General features: G+C 62.7%; 16 protein-coding genes. 11 read left to right on the plus strand and 5 right to left on the minus strand.

From position 1 onward, the window contains the following. Positions 1-49: 49 nt before the first annotated feature. Complete coding sequence (gene ppc / locus BM348_RS05895) at positions 50-2,740, minus strand: phosphoenolpyruvate carboxylase (protein WP_092902880.1); 2,691 nt, start codon at positions 2,738-2,740, stop codon at positions 50-52. A 402-nt stretch (positions 2,741-3,142) separates the two neighbouring features. On the opposite strand from ppc, the gene glmU reads away from it, so the two are divergent. The 5 genes from glmU to BM348_RS05920 all read left to right on the plus strand — a co-directional run bounded on the left by glmU (position 3,143) and on the right by BM348_RS05920 (position 10,569). Continuing rightward, entirely contained in the window at positions 3,143-4,324 is a 1,182-nt protein-coding gene (gene glmU, locus BM348_RS05900; protein WP_092902882.1) for a bifunctional sugar-1-phosphate nucleotidylyltransferase/acetyltransferase, read from the plus strand. Between the two features lie 153 nt (positions 4,325-4,477). Then, positions 4,478-5,857 carry a phosphoglucosamine mutase gene (glmM, locus tag BM348_RS05905; protein ID WP_092902884.1) on the plus strand — a complete coding sequence of 460 codons (1,380 nt, stop codon included), beginning with the start codon at positions 4,478-4,480 and terminating at the stop codon, positions 5,855-5,857. Between the two features lie 272 nt (positions 5,858-6,129). Next, on the plus strand, positions 6,130-7,809 hold the full coding sequence (locus BM348_RS05910; RefSeq protein ID WP_092903643.1) for an alkaline phosphatase family protein: 1,680 nt from the start codon (positions 6,130-6,132) through the stop codon (positions 7,807-7,809). A 107-nt stretch (positions 7,810-7,916) separates the two neighbouring features. After that, positions 7,917-8,573 (plus strand): helix-turn-helix domain-containing protein, encoded by a 657-nt coding sequence (locus BM348_RS05915; RefSeq protein ID WP_092902886.1) that lies wholly within the window; start codon positions 7,917-7,919, stop codon positions 8,571-8,573. Positions 8,574-8,934: 361 nt separating this feature from the next. Continuing rightward, the gene (locus tag BM348_RS05920) at positions 8,935-10,569 is read left to right on the plus strand and encodes a right-handed parallel beta-helix repeat-containing protein (protein WP_139231146.1); all 1,635 of its coding nucleotides are present in this window, start codon (positions 8,935-8,937) and stop codon (positions 10,567-10,569) included. Positions 10,570-10,630: 61 nt separating this feature from the next. Here BM348_RS05920 and BM348_RS05925 read toward each other — a convergent pair whose 3' ends face one another. Next, the gene (locus BM348_RS05925) at positions 10,631-11,683 is read right to left on the minus strand and encodes a polysaccharide deacetylase family protein (RefSeq protein ID WP_092902888.1); all 1,053 of its coding nucleotides are present in this window, start codon (positions 11,681-11,683) and stop codon (positions 10,631-10,633) included. 60 nt (positions 11,684-11,743) lie between these two features. Here BM348_RS05925 and BM348_RS21175 point away from each other — a divergent pair, with 60 nt between their 5' ends. After that, a complete protein-coding gene (locus BM348_RS21175) occupies positions 11,744-11,884 on the plus strand; it encodes a hypothetical protein (protein WP_175507114.1) in 141 nt (46 codons plus the stop codon). A 178-nt stretch (positions 11,885-12,062) separates the two neighbouring features. Then, the gene (locus BM348_RS05935; protein WP_139231147.1) at positions 12,063-13,679 is read left to right on the plus strand and encodes a polysaccharide biosynthesis C-terminal domain-containing protein; all 1,617 of its coding nucleotides are present in this window, start codon (positions 12,063-12,065) and stop codon (positions 13,677-13,679) included. Between the two features lie 162 nt (positions 13,680-13,841). Here the strand turns inward: BM348_RS05935 and BM348_RS05940 are convergent, their stop codons facing one another. Both BM348_RS05940 and BM348_RS05945 read right to left on the minus strand, forming a co-directional pair. Beyond that, a complete protein-coding gene (locus BM348_RS05940) occupies positions 13,842-14,996 on the minus strand; it encodes a glycosyltransferase family 2 protein (protein ID WP_092902894.1) in 1,155 nt (384 codons plus the stop codon). 61 nt (positions 14,997-15,057) lie between these two features. Further along, positions 15,058-16,326 carry a polysaccharide deacetylase family protein gene (locus BM348_RS05945; protein ID WP_092902896.1) on the minus strand — a complete coding sequence of 423 codons (1,269 nt, stop codon included), beginning with the start codon at positions 16,324-16,326 and terminating at the stop codon, positions 15,058-15,060. A 260-nt stretch (positions 16,327-16,586) separates the two neighbouring features. Here BM348_RS05945 and BM348_RS05950 point away from each other — a divergent pair, with 260 nt between their 5' ends. The 4 genes from BM348_RS05950 (at position 16,587) to BM348_RS05965 (ending at position 21,967) form a co-directional block, all read left to right on the plus strand. Beyond that, on the plus strand, positions 16,587-18,080 hold the full coding sequence (locus BM348_RS05950) for a right-handed parallel beta-helix repeat-containing protein (protein WP_245779397.1): 1,494 nt from the start codon (positions 16,587-16,589) through the stop codon (positions 18,078-18,080). 159 nt (positions 18,081-18,239) lie between these two features. After that, positions 18,240-19,229 carry a glycosyltransferase family 2 protein gene (locus BM348_RS05955; protein ID WP_092902898.1) on the plus strand — a complete coding sequence of 330 codons (990 nt, stop codon included), beginning with the start codon at positions 18,240-18,242 and terminating at the stop codon, positions 19,227-19,229. 487 nt (positions 19,230-19,716) lie between these two features. Further along, complete coding sequence (locus BM348_RS05960; RefSeq protein ID WP_092902900.1) at positions 19,717-21,411, plus strand: hypothetical protein; 1,695 nt, start codon at positions 19,717-19,719, stop codon at positions 21,409-21,411. A 169-nt stretch (positions 21,412-21,580) separates the two neighbouring features. Beyond that, on the plus strand, positions 21,581-21,967 hold the full coding sequence (locus tag BM348_RS05965; RefSeq protein ID WP_092902902.1) for a hypothetical protein: 387 nt from the start codon (positions 21,581-21,583) through the stop codon (positions 21,965-21,967). A 21-nt stretch (positions 21,968-21,988) separates the two neighbouring features. Here BM348_RS05965 and BM348_RS05970 read toward each other — a convergent pair whose 3' ends face one another. Next, complete coding sequence (locus tag BM348_RS05970) at positions 21,989-22,600, minus strand: DUF7344 domain-containing protein (protein WP_092902904.1); 612 nt, start codon at positions 22,598-22,600, stop codon at positions 21,989-21,991. Between the last annotated feature and the right edge of the window lie 92 nt (positions 22,601-22,692).

A 22,692-nucleotide genomic window follows, 5' to 3' on the forward strand; every position in this document is an offset into this window, starting at 1 on the left:
AATGAGCCGCCGAGTCAGATGATCGACGATCACTGAACTGATCGGCGAATTATCCGGTGTTTTTCATTCCGGCCGCGATTCCCTTGACAGTCAGTCTGAGCGTTCGCTCCTCGACGTCGGTTCTGTGGGATTGATCCAGCAGGTACGTCTGTAGCACGTTCAACGGATCGACGTAGGGGTTCCGTCGCTCCAAGTTCTCGCCGAGCCAGTCGCGAGTGTGTAACTGGTCGCGCCGACCGATCGTCGTGACGTACTCGGCGGCTTGCTCGTACTCGTCGCTGAGGCGGGAGAAGAACTCCTCGCGCAGCTCCTCGTCGGCGAGATCGGCGTACTCCGCGGCGATCTCGAGTTCGGTTCGCGACAGCGAGAGCGCGGCGTTGTCGAGCGTCGAGCGGAAGAACGGCCACTCGTCGTACATCTCCTGGAGCGTCTCCATCGAGCCGCCCTCGTCCAGGTACGCGCTCACCCCCGCGGCGATCGCGTACCAGCCGGGGAGGATACACCGCGACTGGGTCCACGAGAAGACCCACGGGATCGCCCGCAGGTCCTCGACCGTCCGCTCGCTACTTCGGGAAGCGGGCCGCGAGCCCAGGTCCAGATCCTCGATGACGGTGATCGGCGTCGCCTGTTCGAAGTACTGGACGAAGCCGTCGCTCTCTAAGAGGTCGCGATACTCCCGTCGCGCGGCGGTCGCCATGGTCTCCATGGCCTCGAACCACTCCTCGCGGATCTCCTCTTCGGGCTGGTTAATCGCGTTTCGGCGCGCGCGAAGCTGGGCGTTTAACATCTGCTCGATGTTTCGCTCGGCGATGCGCGGGTTGCCGTACTTCTCGGCGATCGCCTCGCCCTGTTCGGTGAACTTGACCTGCCCCGTCACGGTGCTGTTCGGCAGCGCCAGCAACGCCTCGTTCATCGGGCCGCCACCCCGAGAGATCGAGCCGCCGCGGCCGTGGAACAGCCGCATCGTCACGTCGTAATCGTCGCAGATCTCACCCAGTCGGCGTTGGTTCTTATACAGCGACCAGTTCGCCGCCAGGAAGCCGTTCTCCTTGTTCGAGTCCGAGTACCCCAGCATGATCTCCTGGGTTCGCCCGCGGGCTTTCAGGGCCTGGGCGTAGGCCTCGTTCTCGAAGAGCGTCCCCATGATGCGGCGGGCACCCGAGAGGGCGTACTCGGTCTCGAGCAGCGGGACGATGTCGATGCCGCAGTGTTCGGGCAGCGAGACGATGCCCGACTGATCGGCCAGAAAGAGCACTTCGAGGACGTGGCTCGGTTCGTCGGTCATCGAAATGGCGTAGGTGTCGATCGCCTCGACGCCGTACTCGGTCTGCCAGTCCGCGAGTTCGTCGAAGAGGGTGAGCACGCGCGTCGAAGCGTCCGAGAGGTCTTCGACGGCCTCGAGGTCGATCACCGTCTCGTCTTGCAAGACGGCGTCAGTGAGGAACTCGACGCGCTCGTCCTCCGAGAGCCCGCGGTAGTCGATCCCCTCGCGCTCGAGGGCCTCGGCGATGGCGTCGGTGTGTTTCGCCTGGTGTTCGCGGAGGTCGAGACTGGCAAGTGAGAAGCCGAACGTCTCGACCTGCCGGAGAATCGGGTCCACGTGGGCCTCGACGACGGTTTCCGCGCCGTTTTCTCGCAGGCTGGTGGCGATCAACTCGAGGTCGCCCAGGAGTTCGTCGGCGTCCGAATACCCGCCCGGACGGACGTCACCGACCCGGTCGAGTCGCTCGCGCATCAGCTTCAACTTCTGTCGGTAGGGTTCGCCCGGATACCGGGTCTCCGCGGTCTGTGCGCTGCCGGGCAGGCGCTCGCGGTCGGTTTCGAGGCTCGCCTCGAAGGGGCCGTCGACCTCGAGGCGGCTGCCGTCCTGACTCAGGACGCCGGACAGGCGTTTGAGCTGTTCGCGGTACCGCTCTAAGACGACCGAGCGCTGGCGCTCTAAGGTGTTCGCGGTGACTTCTGGGGTCACGTAGGGGTTGCCGTCGCGGTCGCTGCCGGCCCACGACCGGAACTCGAACAGCTTCGGCAGGTCGACGTCCCCCTCGAGTTCCTCCTCGAGCGCGACGCCGAACTCGTCGTAGACTTCGCCGACGACGTCGAAGAGGGTGTTCTCGAGGTACCACTGCACGTTTCGGGCCTCGTCTTCGGGCTCGGGCTGGCGTTTGCGAACCTGCGGCGTCTGCCAGAGGCTCGTCACCTCCGCGTCGACGTCGCGCCAGACCTGGCTTCGCTCCTTGTCGGTCAGGAGCCGTTCGTCGAGCGTCTCGAGGTGGTTCGCGACCGCCCGGAGCTTGGATTTGACGGTTTTCCGCCGCGCTTCGGTCGGGTGCGCGGTGAACGTCGGTTCGATGAGCACGTCGTCGAGGATCTGCTGTGCGGTCTCGAGATCCTCCTCGCCGAGCTCCTCGGCGACCATCTCGAGGCTGTCCGCGAGCGAGCCCTCCTGTGATCCCTCTCGGATCGACCGGACTCGCTCTCGCTCCTCGGCGAGGTTGATCAGTTCGAAGTACGTCGTAAACGCGCGGGCGACGATCCGCTGTTGGTGGGGCGAGAGCCCCTCGAGTTCGGAGATCAGCGGATCCCGACTCTCGAGATCGCCGGAGCGGTACTCGATCGCGGTCTGTCGACACGATTCGACCGTGTCGAACGCCCGCCGTGAGGTCTGTTGCTCGAGGACGTCACCGAGCAGTGCACCCAGCTCGCGCACGTCCTGTCGGACGTCCCTGTTGTGCAGGTCCATAACATGGTTGTGATCCTCCCCCTTGAAAAAGTCGATGGAATTGAAATCTTTACTACGATTATTGTTTGTACGGTCATTCGTCGATCGTCGAATATATGGTGCTGTGGGTGATACCTTCTCAAATCCCGTTATATGTGTTTTAGAGTTATTTCGAACAGTCTTCAGAATTGGCTGCAAAACGATTGTTGTTTATTATGTTATTTATTGTTGTACTCAATAGCGGACAAACAGCGAGTGCGTTCATTCGAAGCGTTCGGACCGAGCGGGTGACCGCGGCGCTGACGGGACGCCGGTGTCGTCCCGTCGAACGCGTTGGAGTTCCAACGTCCAGCCGCCGAACGTATCGCGCGTGTCCCATTATCGTCCGTATAAGCAAAAACTCGGTGTGCTCATCGTGAGTCAATGCAAACGATCGTTCTCGCTGCGGGGCAGGGCACTCGAATGCGGCCGCTTACGGAATCGCTGCCGAAGCCGATGCTGCCGGTCGCCGACGGTTCGCTGGTCGAACACAACATGCGGGCGGCGGTTGCGGCGGGCACAGACGAGTTGATTCTCGTGGTCGGCTACGAGGGTGAGACGGTCCGCGACGCGTTCGGCGACACGTTCGAGGGCGTGCCAGTCCGGTACGCGACACAGGATTCTCAGGAGGGGACCGCCGACGCGCTCCGGGCCGCGAGTGCGCACGTCGACGGACCCTTCGCCGTCTTGAACGGGGATATCGTCTACCGTCAGGAATCGCTCGCGGCGCTGTTCGAGGCGGCCCCGAGCGTCGGTTCGACGCGCGTTTCGAACCCCTCCAACTACGGGATTCTCGACGTGGTCGACGGCACCGTCACCGGCATCGTCGAAAAGCCGGCCGACCCGCCGGGGAACCTCGCGAACGCCGGCGCGTACGTCTTTCCCGAGCGGGCGCTCGAGCATCTCGATGTTCCCAAGAGCGAGCGCGGCGAGTTCGAGATCACCGACATCCTCGCTCGAGTGATCGACGACGTCGCGGTCGGTCACGTCGAACTCGACGACTGGCTCGATGTCGGCCGCCCCTGGGAGCTGCTCGAGGCGAACGAGTGGAAGCTGGGACAGCTCGAGACGGCAGTCAACGGGACGGTCAGCCCGGACGCCGAACTCTCCGGTCCGGTCGTCGTCGAGGAGGGCGCGACTGTCCGATCCGGGGTCGTCGTCGAGGGGCCGGCGCTGATTCGATCCGGCGCGACCGTCGGACCGAACGCCTACGTCCGCGGGGCAACACTGATCGACGAAGGGGCGTCCGTCGGCCATGCGGTCGAGATCAAAAACAGCGTCCTGATGGCGGGCGCGAGCGTCAATCACCTCTCGTACGTCGGCGACAGCGTCGTCGGCCGCGACGCGAACCTCGGTGCCGGAACGACGGTCGCGAACCTCAGACACGACGAGCGCCCGGTGACGATGACGGTTTCGGGCGATCCGGTCTCGACCGACCGCCGAAAGTTCGGCGTCGTCCTCGGCGACAGGGTCAAGACGGGGATCAACACCAGTCTGAACGCCGGCGTCTCGCTCTCGGAGGGAGCGACGACGACCCCCGGCGAAACCGTCACGTTCGATCGATAACGGGCCGATATCCGCCGGAGTGTACATCTCGGCGTGAAGAACTCGAGGACCCTTTTCTGCATCCGACTCGAGACCGGTGACACGACCATCGTTCGCCGGTTCGACTCTCTTAGTACCTTCATAGTAAACCGGCGATAGACGAACGACCACGCCATGTTCGGAACGAGCGGAATACGAGGAGTCGTCGGAGACGATGTCACGGCCGCCCTCGCGCTGGCCGTCGGTCGCGCCGTCGCCTCGGAGGGGTACGACCGCGTCGTCGTCGGGCGAGACGCCCGAGCGAGCGGCGACGTGCTGTGCGACGCGCTCACCGCGGGGCTGCGAGAGTGCGGGACGGACGTGCTCGAGGCCGGCGTCGCGCCGACGCCGACGGTCGCCAGGGCGGTCGACTGGCTCGAGGCGGATGCCGGCGTCGTCGTTACGGCCTCGCACAACCCCAAGACGGACAACGGGATCAAACTCTGGTCGGCGGACGGCTCCGCGTTCGATCCCGACCAGTGTGCGGCCGTCTCGAGGCGGATCGAGACCGAATCCTACGAGGTAGGCGGGTGGGACGAGTACGGCTCGCTCGAGTCCGCGGGCGACGTCCTCGAGCGACACGAATCGGCGCTGCTCGAGAGCGTGTCACTCGAGGACCCGCCGAGCGTCGTCGTCGACGTCGGCAACGGGACCGGAGCGATCACCGCTCGAGCGCTCGCGAGCGCGGGCTGTGACGTCGAGACGTTGAACGGACAGCAGGACGGTCGGTTCCCGGGTCGGCCGAGCGAGCCGACCGCAGAGACGCTCTCGACGCTCGCCGCGCTCGTCGAAACGACGGACGCGCGGCTCGGAATCGCCCACGACGGCGACGCGGACCGAATGGTCGCCGTCGACGAGACGGGGTCGTTCGTCCCCAAAGACGTGCTGTTGGCGCTCTTCGCGCGCCGCGCCGCCACCGACACGGACGGCGCGTGCGTCGCCGCTCCCGTCGACACGAGTTTGGCCGTCGACGACGCCCTCGAGGGCGTCGGAGCGTCGGTGACCAGAACGCGGGTCGGTGACGTGTTCGTCGCCGAGCGAGCGACTCGAGACGACGTGGTCTTCGGCGGCGAGCCGAGCGGCGCGTGGATCTGGCCCGACGAAGCGATGTGCCCGGACGGCCCGCTCGCGGCCTGCAAACTCGTCGAGTTCGTCGCCGACCGCGGGCCGCTGTCGTCGCTCGTCGACGGCGTCGAGACGTATCCGATCCAGCGGACCTCCATCGAAACCGATCGGAAGGAAGACGTGATGGACCGCGTTCGCGACCGCGTCCGCGAGCGCTACGACGAGGTCGATACGCTCGACGGCGTCTACGTCGACGCCGACGACGGCTGGATTCTCCTCAGAGCCAGCGGGACGGAACCGCTCGTACGGGTCACGGCCGAAGCCCGATCCGACACTCGAGCCCGGACGCTGTTCGAGGACGGCGTCGCCCTCGTCGAGGACGCGGCATCCTCGATCGGTGACTCCGCGGGTACTCCCGAGGTCGCCTCGACCGACGGGGCGGCCCACTGAGAACTTTCAGTCTCACCTGCCTGTGGGAAGACATCTGCCTGTGGGAAGAGGTTGGACAGTTGTACCGAGTCGATGTCAGCGGCTCTGACAGTCACGACTCGTGGCCGTTCGGCCGATATCTCGGCCCGTCTCCGCGGTCTGTGCGCGTTTAACGGAGTGATAATGAAGTGACCGACTTCCCAGTCTCAAACCGAGACGGCACTTCGAATCGAGTCCCCGTGTCTCAGGTTGACACCGGGACGAAGCCGCTGTGTGCGACCTATGAGCGAAGTATGACTAGAGAGTCAGACCAAGACGACGGTGCATCGATCGAGAACGAGGCGTCGAGCGGGCTCGACACGCTGCTCATCGGTATCGACGCCGGTTGCATTCCGGTTTTCGACCGCCTCTCAGATGCGGATCTCATTCCGACTATCGACCGACTCTGTGCGGACGGCGTTCGAGCGCCTCTCGAGTCCCAGATCCCGCCCTGGACGCCGAGCGCGTGGCCGTCGATCTACACCGGCGTCAATCCCGGCCAGCACGGCGTCGTCGGCTTTGTCGGCTACGACGGCTACGACTACCACGTCTCGAGCAACGAGGACGTCCGCGAACACACGATCTGGGACCTGCTGGACCGACACGGCCGCTCGAGCGTGATCGTCAACGCGCCGGTCACCCACCCGCCGGACGAGTTCGACGGCGCGGTCATCCCCGGATTTCTTGGGCCGGAAGACCCGCCGTGTCACCCGACGGGCGTGCTCGAGGACGTCCGCGAGGTGATCGGCGACTACCGGGTGTATCCGAACTACACCCGCGACGACGAGACGGTCTCGGACGACGAAAAGATCGCGGAGTACCTCAACCTCGTCGAGATGCGCGGGGACGCGTTTCGCTACCTCGTCGACGAGTTCGATCCCGACTTCGGGTTCCTCCAGTTCCAGAAGACGGACACGGTCTTTCACGAGTTCGAAGGCGAGCAGTCGAAAGTCGATGCGGTGTACGAGCGGACCGACGAACAGATCGCGAAGACGCTCGAGGCCTGTGACCCAGACCGGGTCTTTCTCGTGAGCGATCACGGGATGGGGCCCTACGAGGGCTACGAGTTCCGACTCAACGAGTTCCTCCGCGACGAGGGCTACATCGAGACCATGACCGGCGGGAAGGGAATGCCGTCCTGGACGCCGATGCGACGCCGACTCCGAGAGGGCGAAGACGTCGAGACCTGGGAACCCGGCGCGACCGCCCGCGCCGCGTCCATCGCCGCCCAGTTCGGCGTGACCGCGACTCGCATCAGGGAGGCCCTCGAGCGGGTCGGCCTCGCCGACATCGCGATCAAGTACGCGCCCGGTGGGGTTTCTCGAACCGCGAACGAGCAGGTCGACTTCGCGGAATCGACAGCCTATCTTCGGGCTCGCACCGAACTCGGGGTCCGGATCAACCTCGAGGGACGCGATCCGAACGGCGTCGTCCCGCCCTCGCGGTACGAACCGCTCCGCGAGGAACTGATCGACGCACTCGAGGACGTCGAGACGCCCGACGGGGAACCGATTTTCGAAACGGTGGCGCCTCGAGAGGAGTACTTCCACGGCGACTGCGTCGAGGAGACCGTCGACATCGTCACGATACCCGCGGACTTCGAGCACGCGCTGACCGAGCAGCTGGGCGGTGACGGCTACTTCGGCCCGGCCGAGCCATGGAATCACAAACTCGACGGTATCTTCGCCGCCACCGGTGCCGGCATCGACGACGAGGCGACGATCGACCGCGCTCACCTCTACGACGTCGCACCGACCGTGCTGGCGGCGATGGGGATTCCACACAGCGACCGCATGGACGGGGACGTCGTGCCGGTCGTCGATCCGGTCGAGCCAGTCTCGTACCCCGACTACTCGGAGACGGAATCCGTAGATCGACCTGGGACGGACGAAGACGTAACGGAACGTCTCGCTGATCTCGGTTACATGGACTAACGCCGGCAGTTTCACTCACCGAAAGTACGTTGCGTTCACTGAAACTGTCTTAATGCGTCTATAGGTATACTCGATCGATAGACAGCCGGAACCGGGCAGGGATCTGAATGGGATTTATCTCCGAGGTGCACGTCGTCCACGACGACTTGCTGTTAGTGCCAACGATAAAGCGACATCCGGAGGCGACGATCAAGTACAAGCACGACACCGTCGTCGACGGCTCGAGGCTATACTTCGTGTCGGTGTTCACCGAAGACTACGACGCGCTCGAGGAGACGATGGTCACAGACGAGACAGTGGCAGCGTCCGAGCGCGTCGCCACGTTCGAAAACCGAGCGATCTATCGCGTCACGGCCGACGCGGGCCCCGATATCGTTCCCGATGCATGTATCAAACGCGGTATCTACGTCTTCTCGATCGTCAGCGGCGATCCCGGCTGGATCGTTCGACTCCACCTTCCGGACCGATCGGCGCTGGCCGATTTTCAGGAGTACTGCCGGGAGTACGGCGTCTCCTTTCGGATCAAACAGCTCTACGAATCGACGGCCTCGACCGGAGAGTCCTACCTTCTTACCGAACAACAACGTGAGATCCTTTCGATAGCGTACTTCTCCGGCTACTACGACATCCCCAGATCCGTTTCACAGGACTACCTCGCCGAGCGACTCGAGATTTCGAACTCCGCGGTGTCACAGCGCCTTCGGCGTGCGATCGCACAGTTACTCCGTGTCGTGCTCGAGGAGCAACAGCGACCGCGTTCGTAGCGTCGTTTCGTCGTCGATCTTCGAAGTACCGTGTGAGGCCGGCACGTGCTACGTTCCGCGGTCTCCTCGAGACACTCTCCCGTCGCACAACGGGCTGTTCTGAGACGACTGCAAGGCGAGTTCCGGTCTCTGGTCGATACGACTAACCAATATCGGTTCGAACTGTAGCCGTCGCTTCTCTTCGAGCACAGCCATCGGCAAGAAATATCACATTACTCACCGGATTTTAGAGAGAGAAACCGTTTCATAGAGTGCGACTATCGATTGATCCTGTCAGTGGAGTATTATTTAATACTTAAACGCTGGATATCCGAATCCACAGATACTGGGGACGGTGTTACTCTTGTTAAAGTGAACATCAATGGCGAAACGAAGCGGTTACCAATTTTCGAACCACGAAAAAACATCGACCCATCCCTCACACACCGACGATTCGGAGTCGACTGTACAGGAATCTACAACGAGCCAATCCAGACGATCATTCCTTCGTGCCAGTGCGGTTGCCGGTATCGCGTCGCTGGGAGCACTCACAGCGGCCAGCGGGGCCGCGAGCGCACACCACGAGGAATACGACGACATCGTAAACGTCGTCGACGCTGGGGCCGATCCGACCGGATCGGAGTCGATTACGCCCGTTCTCGAGGACATCCGAGCGGACAACACCGCGTTCGAGTTTCCGGAAGGCGAGTACTACATGGACGAGCAGTTCCGGTTTACGAACTACGAAAACATCGGGTTTTTCGGCCACGGTGCGACGATAATTCCGGCAGACTTCTACGACTTCCACGGACCGCAGTTCCGACTGTTTCGGCTCGGGACGTACCTCAACCCGGGGAAACGGCTCCGGTTCGAGGGCTTCGATATCGACCAGACCGCGCCCGATACGGGTATTCGAGTGATCGGGACGAACGTCACCGATCAGTTCGAAGTGCGTGATATTACGATTCACGGACAACACGAGAGCGGGACGTGGGGGCCGGCCCTGTTCGGGATTTCCGACCCGAACGGCAAGGGCATCGTCGAACGATTCCGCGCGCCCGACGGCGGTCTCTTCGGCGACTACACGCCGAATGCGGGAAACACCTGGAAGGGGCCGATCGGGATCGAGGCGAACATGAACCAGGGGACCCTCGAGTTCATCGACTGCGAGCTCGACGGTTTCCCGAGTACCGGACTATACGCGTCCGGCAGTGACGGAAGAGTCCTCGTCGAGGGAGGAACGTACCGAAACAACGGCACCGCGAGTCTCCGCATCGGCGGTAGAGACAGCGAGGTCAGGGACGTGACGATCGAAGTCGACGAGGAGCCATCGTACGGTCTCGGCCAGCGCGGGCTTCGTATCGAAAACAGCGACGGCGTATACGTCGACAACGTCGACATCTCGATCACGGCCCCGCACCCGAACAGTCACGCCGTTTCGGTGATGAACACGTGCAACGGCTTACAGCTCGAGAACTGTTCGATCGACATGCGGGGCGATCGGGTGAACCACGGCATCGTCGTCTCCCCACAGGCAGGCGAAGCGTGGATTAACAAGGTCGATATCGTCCACGAGACCTTGGGCGGCTATCCGATCTGGATTCGCGATTCCGAAAGCGACGACCGCATTCTCGTCGAGCGAGTCGACATCTCGGGAGAGGCCGGCGTCGAAGGCGGGTTCCGCGACGGCATCTGGTGTGGCAGAAACAACTGTCGGTTCAGCACCTTCGTCGTCGATCAGCCCGGACGCGGCGACGTCAACCGAAACGGCATCATGATAACGGGCGACGACACGGAGATCTATCGCGGCGAGTTCTACGCGAGTCAGTACCCCTACATCGATCAGGGCCACAACAACCACATTCGCAACTCGGTCATGATCTCCGACGACGAGGACCTCGAGGGGGCGCGCCTGTACTCGACCGCCTCGGAACCGACGCTCCAGTACAATAAGATCGCCAACGGAATCGACGACCTCGGAGCCTCGTCGGTCAGCAGTTGGCACAACGAGCCATAGTCGGTCGAACGCTCGCCCGTCGAGAGCAGTCGGTCCGTTTGGACGTGGCTGGCTGTAACGACTACTCGGAGCCGTCCGCGGTCGCTCTGATCGCGTCTCGGAAGGTGACCGGCTCGAGGTCGCTGTCGTCGACCCACTCGAGAACGTCTCGAAGCTTCGATTCGGTCACGGTCTCTTTGAACGTGTGCGCGCCGATGATCGCTATCGCTTCCTGTCGTTCGACGTTTGCGAGCTGTGCTTTGGTATTCTCGGTGGTGGTGTACTCGATGAAAAAGTTCCGGTTCGTGTCGAACGGATCGAACTCGTCTTTCGGATTGAGCATCGAACCCGGGTTCACGTTCGCGATGCCGTCGTAGTGGTCGGTCGCGAACTCGAGGGCCCACTCGTCGACGATGTCGTACGGAGCGAGGAGCGTATCGACCGAGAAGTCCATCGACTCGAGTTGCTCCTTGCAGTCGCCGAGGAACTGGTTCATCAGGTCCTCGGGGTAGCGTTCGACGGTTTCGCCGGCCGCGAACGATTCTCCGATCTCCTCTTCGAACTCGATGTATGGCCCCGTCTCGTCGGTTGACGAGGCGGTGATAGTCCGACGAACGCTGTTTTCCCCGTCGGTGATCTCGAGGTCGTATATCTGGTGAAAGCCGTGGTTTCGCTTTTCGGGGTAAATTCGCGTGTCGCCAGGATCGACGTCTTCGACGAGTTCGAACTCACCGAGGGCGTTGTGCCCGGTCGTATGAGCCATGATCTCCCACCCGGCGTCGGCGAGTTCGGTGAGTTCTGATTCTCCCATCCAGTTACCGCCGTTGAAGTCCTCGCGGTCCATCCACTCCGTGACGATACCGGTGCTGGCGGGAATATCGAACTCCTGATGGACCGGAAACGCCAGTTCGTAGTCGGACATGGGCCCGTCGTCGTAGACGAAGACGACCGCGCCGCCGTCGATGTTCGGAACGTCCCGGTTACCGTCGCTCGAGCCGTCGCCCGGCGAACCGTCGTCGCTTTCGGTTTCGGACGACCGGATTTCGTTCAACGCGTCTGTACAGCCGGCCGTCAGTGAGACGGTCCCGGCCGCGAGTGCGCCGAGAAACTGGCGACGTTTCGATTCGGAATCCATGTACTGTTCTCCACGTCGGCCCCACCCTACCTACTTATATGTCGGTTAAGCGTCGAGTCGGTGCTCGAGCCGATCGAGCCGCCCGCCCGGACCCCGACGAGCGCGGACGAACCACGCTCGCCCGCCGTCGGTCGATCGAGCGCCGTCACCGTTCGGCGGGTACCGGTCGAGACGCGACGGTTCGAGGTCGCCCGAGGGTGATCGTCTGTTCGTTCACCCTCGGTCGTGACCGTGCGATCGCCTCGAGTCGGGCGTTTAACCCGGACATAATAAGGACCGGGTCGCGTGTAGCTCCAGCCGATACCGTGTCTGTTCCGGAACGCGACCGAACGTCGACGGTGGGGGCGATCGATCGGATCGACTTCCGGTGGATGAGTTCGTGACGAACGTTATCCCGGTCGGCCGCTCGAGCGTCGGCGCTCTCCTGAGTACCGTCGCTTTGTCACCGATTCTGTACCGGCTGTTAGGCACCGCCGCGTTCGGCGAGTACTCGTTTCTGCTCGCGGTGTTCGCGATCTATACCGCCGCGGTGAGCGTGGGCGTTCCCGACGGGATCCGGACCACCCTGTCCGCGAACCGACGGACGGACTCGAGCGGACGGCTCGTCGTCGCGCACGCACTCGCCGCGATCGGGCTGGCAGTGCTCGGTGCAGTCGCGCTCGCGCTCGCTACCCGAACCGCCGTCTTCGACACGATTTTCGGCGCCGGTGCGAGGCCGTATTTCTTCGTGTTCAGCGCGCTCGTGATCACGACCCAGATTAGAGAGTTCACCAGACAGACGCTGGCCGGACTCGGTCTCGAGGCCCAGGCCGAACGGCTCCCGATACTCGAGTCGGTCGCCGTCGCCGTCGTCGTCCTCCCGTTCGTCGCCGTCGGATTCGACGTCTTCGGCGCGCTCGCGGCACATCTGGTGGCGAGTGTCTTCGTCTCTATCGCGGGAGTCCGCCTCATCGCCCGACGCGTGTCGCTTTCCGAGCTGGGCGCTCGATCCAGATCCGGATCCTGGCTCGAGCAGATTCGGCTCGACCCGCTGACGGCCGTTCGCACCGTTGTGTTGGTGGCACTCGCTCACGTCGGCGTCGTGCTCCTGTACCGATTCGTCGACGCCGCAGCGGCCGGCACGTACCGCATCGCGCTTACGCTCGCGTCGATACTCTTCGTCGTTCCGCTCGTACTCCGACCGCTGTCTGCTGATTCCCGCGCCGAATCGTGGTCCCGGAACGGAGCGGGGCCCCGGTCCAATCCCGTCGGCGTGACGATTCGATACACGTTCGTCTTGGCCGCCTGGAGCGCGGTCGTCCTCGCGTCGCTCGCGGACGTCGTGGTCCCCGCTCTCTTCGGCCCCGCGGCGACGAGTGCCGTCGGGCCGCTCGTGGTGATGCTACCCGGCGCGTTCGGGGCGGCGCTCGCCGGGCCCGTGCAAACGGCTGTCAGGGCTGACGACGGACGCCGGTACTCGGTCGCCGCGACAGCGGGCGCGGCGGGGCTCTTCGTCGCGGCGAGTCTCGTACTGATCCCGAACTTCGGTGTACAGGGCGCAGCCGCCGCGACCAGTATCGGCTACGGATCGCTGTTCGCGTTTCACCTCGCGAGCGCTCGAGCGCTCGATCTCGAGCCGCTCGCCGGCGCTCGACTCGGGCGGACCGCTCTGGCGAGTGCGCTCGCGGCGGTTCCGGCCGTCGGCTTCTCGGCGGCGATCACGAACGGGTGGCTCGCGGTCGCGATCGTTCCTCCGGTCGCGCTCGCGCTGGTGTTCGGCTTCGGGGTTCTCGTCGGGGCCGTCGACCTCGAGGTGCCCTTCGAAGCGCTCGCGGCGGCACCCGACCCCGTCGGCGGCTGGGCCGACGCGGCGTATCGGCGCTTCGACGGACTCGATGCCGACGCGATCCCGATAAACTGGGTTCAGCGCCTGCTCATCCTGGTCGGGGTCTCCCTGCTCGTGACCGGCCTCTTCGTCGGCCTGCTCGGATCCGGCATCGAAAGCCTGCGATTCTGATTCGAATCTCCCCGGCGTTCGCCGGGCGGATCAACGAGCAGTTCGAGACGAGCGCGAGAAAAGAGAGTGGAAGCGATCGTGTTCGAAGCGGCCGTGCGTCGAAGCCATCGCGTGCTCGTTTACGCGATGGCAGTCATCACTGCGGAAACTATCGTTCTAACCTCACTGCGGAAACTGTTGTTCCAACTGCTCGCTCTCTGCCATGTCGAACACCATCGCAAACAGCAACAGCGAAACGCCGAGACAGCAGACGAGCGCGCTCGTGATACCGCTCGCGAGTACCGGGCCGTTCTGTCCGACGGCATCGACGACCGTCAGGCACGCGGCGACGACGCCGAGTGCGGTCGTCCCCGCACCGAAGAGGTAGAACAGCGCCAACGGGTGGAAATCGGTCACGAGATGCTTCGTCTTCAACCGCCAGAGGAAGTCCCGAAGCAGCATCAACGACACGTTCGGAATGTACGTCGAGTACTCGATGCTCGACTCCTCGTCGCCGTAGACCGCCGGCATTCCGACGTCCGCGACCCGCATCTCGTCGACGTTGAGTTTGACTAGCAGGTCGTTACAGTAGCCGTAGTACTCGTAGAGCGAGGGGACGTCGACGGCCTCGAGTGCCTCGTGAGAGATCGCGGTGTAGCCGTTCTGTGGGTCCATCGTCTTCCAGTACCCCGAGGCGACCTTCGTCAGGAACGTCAACATCGAGTTCCCGACGAACCGGAACCGCGGCATCGCCGCGCGGTACTCTCGGTCGAGCAACCGGTTCCCCTTCGCGTAATCGGCGCGTCCCTCGACGATCGGATCGAGCAGTCGCGGGAGCTGCGAGAGGTCCATCTGCCCGTCGGCGTCGATCGTCGCCGTCACGGTCACGCCCTCCTCGAGCGCGGCGAGGTAGCCGGTTTTGATCGCGCCGCCGGCTCCCATGTTCTCTCGGTGCTGAATCGGGAGGACCCGCCCGATCGAATCGTGGAGGGTCGCCCGGGTGGTAAGCGGCTCCGGCCCGCCGTCGGCTCGGGGTTGATCGTCCTCGGTGCCGGGCTGATTGGCCGCGGCGCGGGAGTGGTCGTCCGCGGCGTGGGGCTGATCGTCCCCTCCGCGAGAGTGATCGCCGTCGACGACTGTCGACGAGATCGCTCCGGTCTGCGCTCCGGACTCCGCTCGAGCGGCCGCGAGGATCTCCTCCCACGTCCCGTCGGTCGACTGGTCGTCGATCGCGTAGATCCGATCGACGTACTCGGGGATCTCCCGGATGACGTCGCCGACGAACCCCTCCTCGTTGTACGCGGGGAGGACGACGCCGACGGTGGCTTCGCGGTACATCAGCGCTCACCGATCGCGCCGGTGCGAACGGTCCTCGAGCGAGCGATCGGAACCCAATTGGTCATGTCTCGAGCAGGTCACTCGCCGTCACGACTTCGACGTCCTGTTCGTCGATGTACGTCAGGAGATCCTCGAACTCGGTGGCGGCCATCCCGCCGTCGCCGATCTGTTCGAAGCGAAGGACCGCGAGCTGGCCGTACTCGGCAGCGTATCCGACGTACTCTCTGGTCACGTCGCCTTCGTTGCCGGGGAAGACACCGATGTTATGCGGATCCGTCAGGGGGAGAGCGTTCGGACTCCCGCCGTACCTGAACGCCTGTTCGTGTTGCTCTCGAAGGATGTCCATCGTGTTCGGACCGAGGACGTTGCCCGGAGTCACGAAGTGGCGCGCGCCGTCTTCGAACCCGCGGCTCTCGAGGTAGGACTGGGTCTCTCCGATCATCTGGCGTTGTTCCTCGGCCGAGTAATCGGGCAGTCGGGACGATCCCGTTCCCGGACGTGCGACCATTTCCCACCCGCCCTCGGAGAGCTCCTGTAACGACGAGTAGGAGAGTCGACCGGAGTTGTTGACCGTATCCGGGATAACGGACTCGACCCCGACGAAGTCGTGCTCCTGCATCGGTTCGAACGCCTCCGAGCGATGGCTCTCGAGCGTCCCGTCGAACAGCAACATGACCTTGCCTTTCTCCGGACGCGAGACGGACCGGAGGTCGTCTATCTGACACTCGAGTGCGCCGTCCTCGCCGCCCCGGCGGCGCGCGGCGATGCGGATCTCGTGGACGGAGCTGAGATCGGTGTGTGAATCGACGCCGGTGGTCCCGAGGTCCACGCGAACCCACCGATTGCGCGGGCCGATGAGCGATCGCGTCAACGAGTGGACGCTGTTCGAACCGGGAGCCAACAAGTCCACCGTCAGGTGGAGTTGCTCGCGGCCGGTAAACTTCACCGCCAGCGAGAGGTTGCGGCCGCTGAGATCCATTCCACCGGTGATCGTTCGCTCGATACCCGCGTACTCTGTAGACTCGTCCGCGGTGAGTTTCGCAGACTGCGAGCCCGCGTACGAGTCGTCCGAGGCGGCCTCGAGTCCGTTGTTCTCGAGCATGGGCTCCCACTGCTCGAGGTCCTCGAAGGTCGCGATCGATTCCCCGGGTAATTGCTCGTCGTCGTCGCCGTTCCCACCATCGTCGTCTTCGTCACCGTTCCCACCCGTCTCAGAGTCGTCCGTCTGGAACGGAAGCGACTCGCGTACCTCTGAAACACACCCTGCAAGCCCTGCCGTCGCGCCGACAGCGGCCGCGGCTATGAACGATCGTCGATTGCGCTTCGTCATCGACTGGGACAACGAGTCGTCTGACCTTTCTTATCCGTGTGTTAAGCGCCAGCGCGCTCCGGCCCGTTCTCCGGTCGGAACGCGACGGAGACGCGATTATCACGATGATAACCGGGAGAATTCATCAGCGAAGCTATCGGATCGAACGATTGTTTGTTTCCCGTGAAACAGTTGCTCTCTGTTCATTCAGTGCGCCAATAATTTCACAGAAAGTTACCACTCATATATGTATAACCCCCCTCTCGTAACGCTCCGATGCGATGCGAGGAAACTCACGATTTCGTTCGATAGACCGTCGATCGTACCTGAAAGGTTGTCTCGTCGGCGTCGGATCGACACTCGCGTTCGGCGGTGTCGCTTCGGCCGACCATCTCGAGAGGGAGTACAGCAACGTCGTCGACATCGTCGACGCCGGCGCGGATCCGACCGGCGAAACGCCGATCACACCCGTCTTGCGCGAGGTGGTCGACGACGATACGCTGATACAGTTCCCGGAAGGGCGGTACGCGATGGACGAACAGCTCCGATTGACTGACTTCGACAACGTGGGGTTCGTCGGCCACGACGCGACGCTCGTCCCAGCGAACTATTACCAGTTCGACGGCCCGCAGTATCGACTGTTCCGACTGGGGACCCGGACAGCGCCCGGGCGAGATCTGCGGTTCGAAGGATTCGAAATCGACCAGACGGCAGCGAATACCGGAATCCGCGTCATCAACGCCGAAGTCGAGGACGGACTGCTCGTCCGGGACGTCGTCGTCAACGGTATCCACGACGCGGGAACGTGGGGGCCGGGACTTTTCAATATCGTCGACCCCGACGGGGAGGGACACGTCGACTGCTTCAAGGCGCCCGACGGCGGCGTCCACGTGGACTCGACGCCGAACGAAGGCAATATGTGGAAGGGGCCGACCGGAATCCACGTCAACGAATACCACGATGGAACGCTTATCTTCGAAAACTGCGAACTCGGTGGCTTCCCGGGCAACGGGCTTTACGGGTTCACCGAGAACGGACAGATCGGTATCGACGGCGGCCACTTCGAAAACAGCGGTACCGCGTCGATTCGCCTCAGCGGCTCGCGCGGCGCTATCAGAAACGCGTCGATCACCGTTGACGACAACCCCGACGACGCGTCGGGCCAGCACGCGATTCGAATCGACGACGGAGAGACGTTCCACATCGAGAACGTCACCATCGACGCTCCGGAACCGAACGGCGAGGCGATTCGGGTCATGAGCGATGTCGAAGACGTTACGATCGAAGACACAGACGTCAGCGTCGGCGAAGGCGGAAGTTCGGCCATTCGACTCGATTCGGGGTCGGGGACTGCGACCTTCTCGGACGTCGACGTCGACATCGACGGCAGCGCCTACGCGTTCAGAATACTCGGGGACGATCCCGGAGCCGTCACGCTCAAGGACGTCTCGGTCACGGGCGATGCCAGCGGGATCCCGATTCGTCACGCGATCCTCTGTGAGCGCGATGACGTGACCTTCCAGGGACTCACGCTCGAGCAAACAGGAAGCGACGAACGGGGAGGACTCTATCTCAGTGGGGACGACTACCGCATCGCAGACAGTAACCTCGAGACTGCGAACACGGCGATCGCCATTACCGGTGCGAGCGACGTCACGATCGAGGATACGGTCGCCCGGTCGTCAGAGAGCAACTCCGTGCACATATACGCCGACTCGGGATCCGTCTCGCTTGAAGACAACTCCTTCCCGGATGGCGTTCGAGACGATCGGTGAGGTCTGTCACCGGCCTGTACGGTTGCTGACCGCGTCTTGGACCTGACCACGTCGAGGGGGGAGACGATCGACGAAGCGCTCGCGGGGGCGACGAAGCCGGCATCGAGCGGCGCTTAGCGGTGCCATAATAAACCCGCCCCGCCCGAAATCGATACCGGAATGACACGCGTCAGCGTCATTATTCCGACGTACAATCGAGCCGAAACGCTTCCCCGTGCGATCGATAGCGCGCTCGAGCAGACGGTCGAGGATCTCGAGGTCGTCGTCGTCGACGACGGCTCGACCGACGATACGAGCGCCGTGCTCGCGGCGTACGACGACCCGCGAGTTCGGCCGGTCGTTCACGCGACGAATCAGGGTGCCAACGCGGCCCGAAACACCGGTATCGACCACGCGAACGGCGAGTACGTCGCCTTTCTCGACTCGGACGATACGTGGCTCCCGGCGAAACTCGAGCGACAGCTGGGGGCGCTCGAGGGCCGCTCGAGCGAGTGGGTCGGCGTCTACTGCGATTCGCGGTTCGAGCTCTCCGGGACGGACGGGCGACTGCGAACGACCGCGGCGAGCGTGCTCGCCACCCGCGACGAGACGCCGACGCTGGAGGGAGACGACGAACTGATCGGCGAAATCCTCGCCGATAACGTCCAGCCGGGTGCGGGGTCGACGCTGCTCGTTCGGACCACCGTCGCGGACGAAGTCGGCGGCTTCTCCGAAGAACTCGATCGATTCCAGGATCCGGAGTTTTGCATCAGCGTCCTCAAGCAGGGCAAACTCGCCTACGTCGACGAGCCGCTGGTCGTCCGCGAAGAGACCGGTCATCCGCCGGCTTCCGTCGTCCACGCGGCCAGCGATCAGTACCTCGAGATGCACGAGGAAACGGTCGACCGATACGAAGATCGGGGATTCGAGATCCGCGCGAGCCACGACCTCATCGTCGCGAAACGCTACTTCGCGGACGGGAAGCCGCTTCGAGGGCTTTGGCATCTTCGCACGGCGTCGGCCTCGCCGCGCAACTACCCGGGGCTGTGCTGGGCCGCCGGAGCGGGCCTTCGGCGCAATCCGCTCCCGGTCGTCACGACGGTGCTCGGCGGACTCGTCCTCGCGGCGGTCGCCGGTCGGACGCTTCGCTCGCGACGACGTCTCGAGTGAGACGATAGTTCAGGATTTCGTACGGTCGGTCGACCGAGTTTATCCGTTGTTTCGTAGCCCTCTCGAGGAATGTTTGATTTTCCTGTGGTGCGTTAGACCGCAGTTCTGGCAGTGCTTCGGTACTCTCGGCACGGTACGTGATCCTCACGGGAAGTCGATATCGAGAACCGACTCGTTCCCAATATTCCATGATGTTTTTACCCCGTTCCACAACAGCAATTTGATATTATAGTCTCGGTAGAATATTTCCCAGTCGGTATCCGGGGTGTTCGAGGTGTCTCCAGTCACAATCAGAGCGAACGAAGACCGACGATGGTCAAAATGGCTGTTTCAGACGTTTCAATGCTTAACTGAGCCATAATTATTGGTCGCTCTCCCGATGATCAACTAACGAGGTGCACGTTTACAGGTGCTCGCCGAACGTCGGATTGACAGCGACAGGTTCGATCGACCGCTGCCCGCTCGTTCACCACGGTTGTTATAGACGATGAACAAGGAACTCTTCGGCGTATTTGGCAGTATCGAGGCGTTCAATCGGTTCCGGTCGAACGACGAGTTCGACACAATACTCGAGGGAGAACGGATCACAGCCGGTATCAGAGACTCCGGACTCGGAGCGCCGGGATGGAGCGCGACCCACGAAACCGACGACGGCATTTGTCTCGTCTGGGGGGAGGCGTACGTGCCCGGCGCGGAAACCAACGCCGCGCGCTGGGTCCTCGAGCAGTACCCCAGCGCCGGGACCGACGCGCTCGCGTCCCTCAACGGCTCGTACCTCGTCGTCCTCGATATCGACAGCGCCGAGCAAGCGTTCGTCGCCACCGACATGGTTCGGTCCCGATCCTGTTTTTATACCGACGAGCCGGGTGTCCGCGTCTTCGGGACCGATTCGGGCGAGGTAGGTCGAACGCTACCTGCTCCTTCGCTCGACCCGAACGGCGTTCTCGATTTCCTCCATCTGGGTGTGACTCTCGGCGAGAAAACCTGGGTCGAGCACCTCTCTCGACTGCCGATCGACAGCCGGCTCACCGCGGATTCGGTGGACGAACTCGACCGGTTCGTCTACCGCCCGCGCGAGTTCGACTACGTCGACGAACTGGCCGACCGGCTCGAGCGGGCACTCGAGCGGCGGTCGATACTTCCGGGCGAAGGTGCGCTCCTGTTGTCTGCCGGGTACGATTCGCGCATCATCCTCTCGCAAGTGCCGTCGATCGAACGAAGTTACACGGTCGGGTATCCGGACGGGCAGGAAGTCGACGGCGCGAAACGGCTTGCAGACCAGTACGACGTCGAGCATACGGCGTTTCCGCCGGACGAACGATACCTCCGCGCCGACGAATCGAAGGTCCGCTACTCACAGGGGATCAAAGAGTCGTTGCACATCCACCACGCCGGATACACCGACGAAATAACCGCCGACACGGTCTATCACGGCCTCCTCTGTGACACGTTCTTCCGAGGCCACTTTACCGAACAGGCGGGTATCGATGTGTTCGGCAAGCGGATCAATTTCGATCGGCTCGATCCGGACCCGGACCCGGTCGAGGTATTGCTCTCTCGATACGGGTACGTTCCCGAGACGAGTTTCGAACTCGCGGACCGAATGCCGTTCGAACACGACGTCGAGGCGTATCTCGAGAACGCGATCGAGGACGCGGTCGACGCGGTCGCGGATCGGGCGGACCAGCCCCAGAACGAACTCACCGCGTGTGGCATCGCGAACCAGCCATCAATCCCGTTCCACAACCACCTCTCGGACAACTTCTTCACCGCGTTTCTCGCGACGGACGCTGAATTGGTCGAGTGGCACCTTCAGACACCGCCAGAACACCGTACGACGGAGACGTTCCTCCGTGCGTGCGAACAAATAGACGAGGATGTCCTGCGTCATCGACCGCCGGATCGACCGTACGATTCTCCCCTCCTCAACGAGACAGAGCGGTTCATCCGGCGAAAGACGCCGTTCCTATCCTCGTTCGATCCGCCCTGGCCAAACCGCGAAACCCTCTTCGACCAGTACTATGCCGACCAGCAGTTGCTTCCCGACCTCGAGTGCGCCCACACCCTCCAACCGCGACATAAACTCCGGCTGAACGATGTGCAGGGGTGGCTCCGAAGCTGGTCGGACAGCGACGGATCGCTGCTGTCGTGGTTCGGGGCCGGGAACCCATCTTTCGTCTAAGCGTTCCATTTCGACAACGGTTTTTGCCACTCCTATATACTCACGCAAGATCACAACTCCATCCCGCGGTCGGAAACGAAACTGCAACGGTTACTCAATCGACTATTTTTCGGACGCGAGGTGCTGAAGCGTGGGAATATTTATACATCGGGGCGAATTACCAGAAACTATGCGTCTGACGAGTGAAAAGGAACTGAAATATTCCGAGCCCGGGGATCGGTTCACTGACACACCCGCATCGGAGTTTCTCCCCGCGTCAGATCCCACTCTCTGTGCGATACTCGAGGAAATGGAAACGCCAGCTACCGTGGACGAAATCACCGATCAGCTCATACAGCCGGCGAACCCGCCGATCGAAACCTGGGCCGACGTCCACGAACGGCTCTACGAAGAGCGACTACCCGACCTCGAGGCGTCGGGCGAGATCGCGTTCGATCGGGATCGGGGGACGGTGACCGTCCTCGAACCCGATGCTGATGGGCACACGATAGCCACTCGAGTGCTCGTTGGCGCCGTTTCGATTCTGGTAGTGATCGTTCTCTTCTTAGTTATCTAGAGCGAGTCGACGGGAACTTCGTTACTCGAAGATTCGTCGCACGGTCAACAGCGTGAACGTCAGTAGTATGAGCGCGCTGAGCCCAATCCCAGAGATTATCGAGACGACCGGCAACTCGAACACTGCTCCCAGTAGTAACACGTAACAGAGCACTGTCGCGCCGAGGTACGAATCGTCCCAGTTCGATTCCGCTTCTTCCTCGTCGCTCTGTTCGTCCGTGGTCGGATCTACCTGCAGGTAGCGATCGACGGTGTCTGCTAGCGGTTTGCGCTCGACGATTCCGCGGTTCTGTTGATAGTCGATTATTCCCGCCTTATCGAGTTTCGAGAGGTGGGACTGGTACAGCGGGATGTAGACGCGCTGGCGCTGGGTCGACGTCAGCTCTTCGACGGTGGTCTCGTGTTCCCACGCCGCGACCTGCTCTGCAACGTCTCGCATACGTACGGGCCCCTCAGTTTGGCGCAGATACTCGAGTACGAGACGTCTGCGTTCGTTTTGCAGTAGATGGAATATTTCGTCCTTCGGGAACGACTCGTCGGCGCTCGTGACGGTATCGGTCTCCGCCTGAGCGTCACCCTCGATGTCTTCGTCCCGTTCCCCCTGTTCTTCCGAACTGATATATGTCGACTTCATCGTAGTGATTCCCTCTAATCAGAAGGAGATAATAAAGGATTGGAACCGTACATCTCGTGGGAATTTATTTTCGTTCAGTTCATGAATGCGAA

The sequence above is a fragment of the Halostagnicola kamekurae genome (assembly GCF_900116205.1).
Taxonomy (GTDB): Archaea; Halobacteriota; Halobacteria; order Halobacteriales; family Natrialbaceae; genus Halostagnicola; species Halostagnicola kamekurae.

Coding starts and splice junctions, on each gene's coding strand:
- BM348_RS05910 (WP_092903643.1), top strand. CDS start 6,130: ATGACTAGAGAGTCAGACCAAGACGACGGTGCATCGATCGAGAACGAG.
- BM348_RS05960 (WP_092902900.1), top strand. CDS start 19,717: ATGAACAAGGAACTCTTCGGCGTATTTGGCAGTATCGAGGCGTTCAAT.
- BM348_RS05955 (WP_092902898.1), top strand. CDS start 18,240: ATGACACGCGTCAGCGTCATTATTCCGACGTACAATCGAGCCGAAACG.
- BM348_RS05945 (WP_092902896.1), bottom strand. CDS start 16,326: ATGACGAAGCGCAATCGACGATCGTTCATAGCCGCGGCCGCTGTCGGC.
- BM348_RS05950 (WP_245779397.1), top strand. CDS start 16,587: ATGCGAGGAAACTCACGATTTCGTTCGATAGACCGTCGATCGTACCTG.
- BM348_RS05915 (WP_092902886.1), top strand. CDS start 7,917: ATGGGATTTATCTCCGAGGTGCACGTCGTCCACGACGACTTGCTGTTA.
- BM348_RS05925 (WP_092902888.1), bottom strand. CDS start 11,683: ATGGATTCCGAATCGAAACGTCGCCAGTTTCTCGGCGCACTCGCGGCC.
- ppc (WP_092902880.1), bottom strand. CDS start 2,740: ATGGACCTGCACAACAGGGACGTCCGACAGGACGTGCGCGAGCTGGGT.
- glmM (WP_092902884.1), top strand. CDS start 4,478: ATGTTCGGAACGAGCGGAATACGAGGAGTCGTCGGAGACGATGTCACG.
- glmU (WP_092902882.1), top strand. CDS start 3,143: ATGCAAACGATCGTTCTCGCTGCGGGGCAGGGCACTCGAATGCGGCCG.
- BM348_RS05920 (WP_139231146.1), top strand. CDS start 8,935: ATGGCGAAACGAAGCGGTTACCAATTTTCGAACCACGAAAAAACATCG.
- BM348_RS05965 (WP_092902902.1), top strand. CDS start 21,581: ATGCGTCTGACGAGTGAAAAGGAACTGAAATATTCCGAGCCCGGGGAT.
- BM348_RS05940 (WP_092902894.1), bottom strand. CDS start 14,996: ATGTACCGCGAAGCCACCGTCGGCGTCGTCCTCCCCGCGTACAACGAG.
- BM348_RS05970 (WP_092902904.1), bottom strand. CDS start 22,600: ATGAAGTCGACATATATCAGTTCGGAAGAACAGGGGGAACGGGACGAA.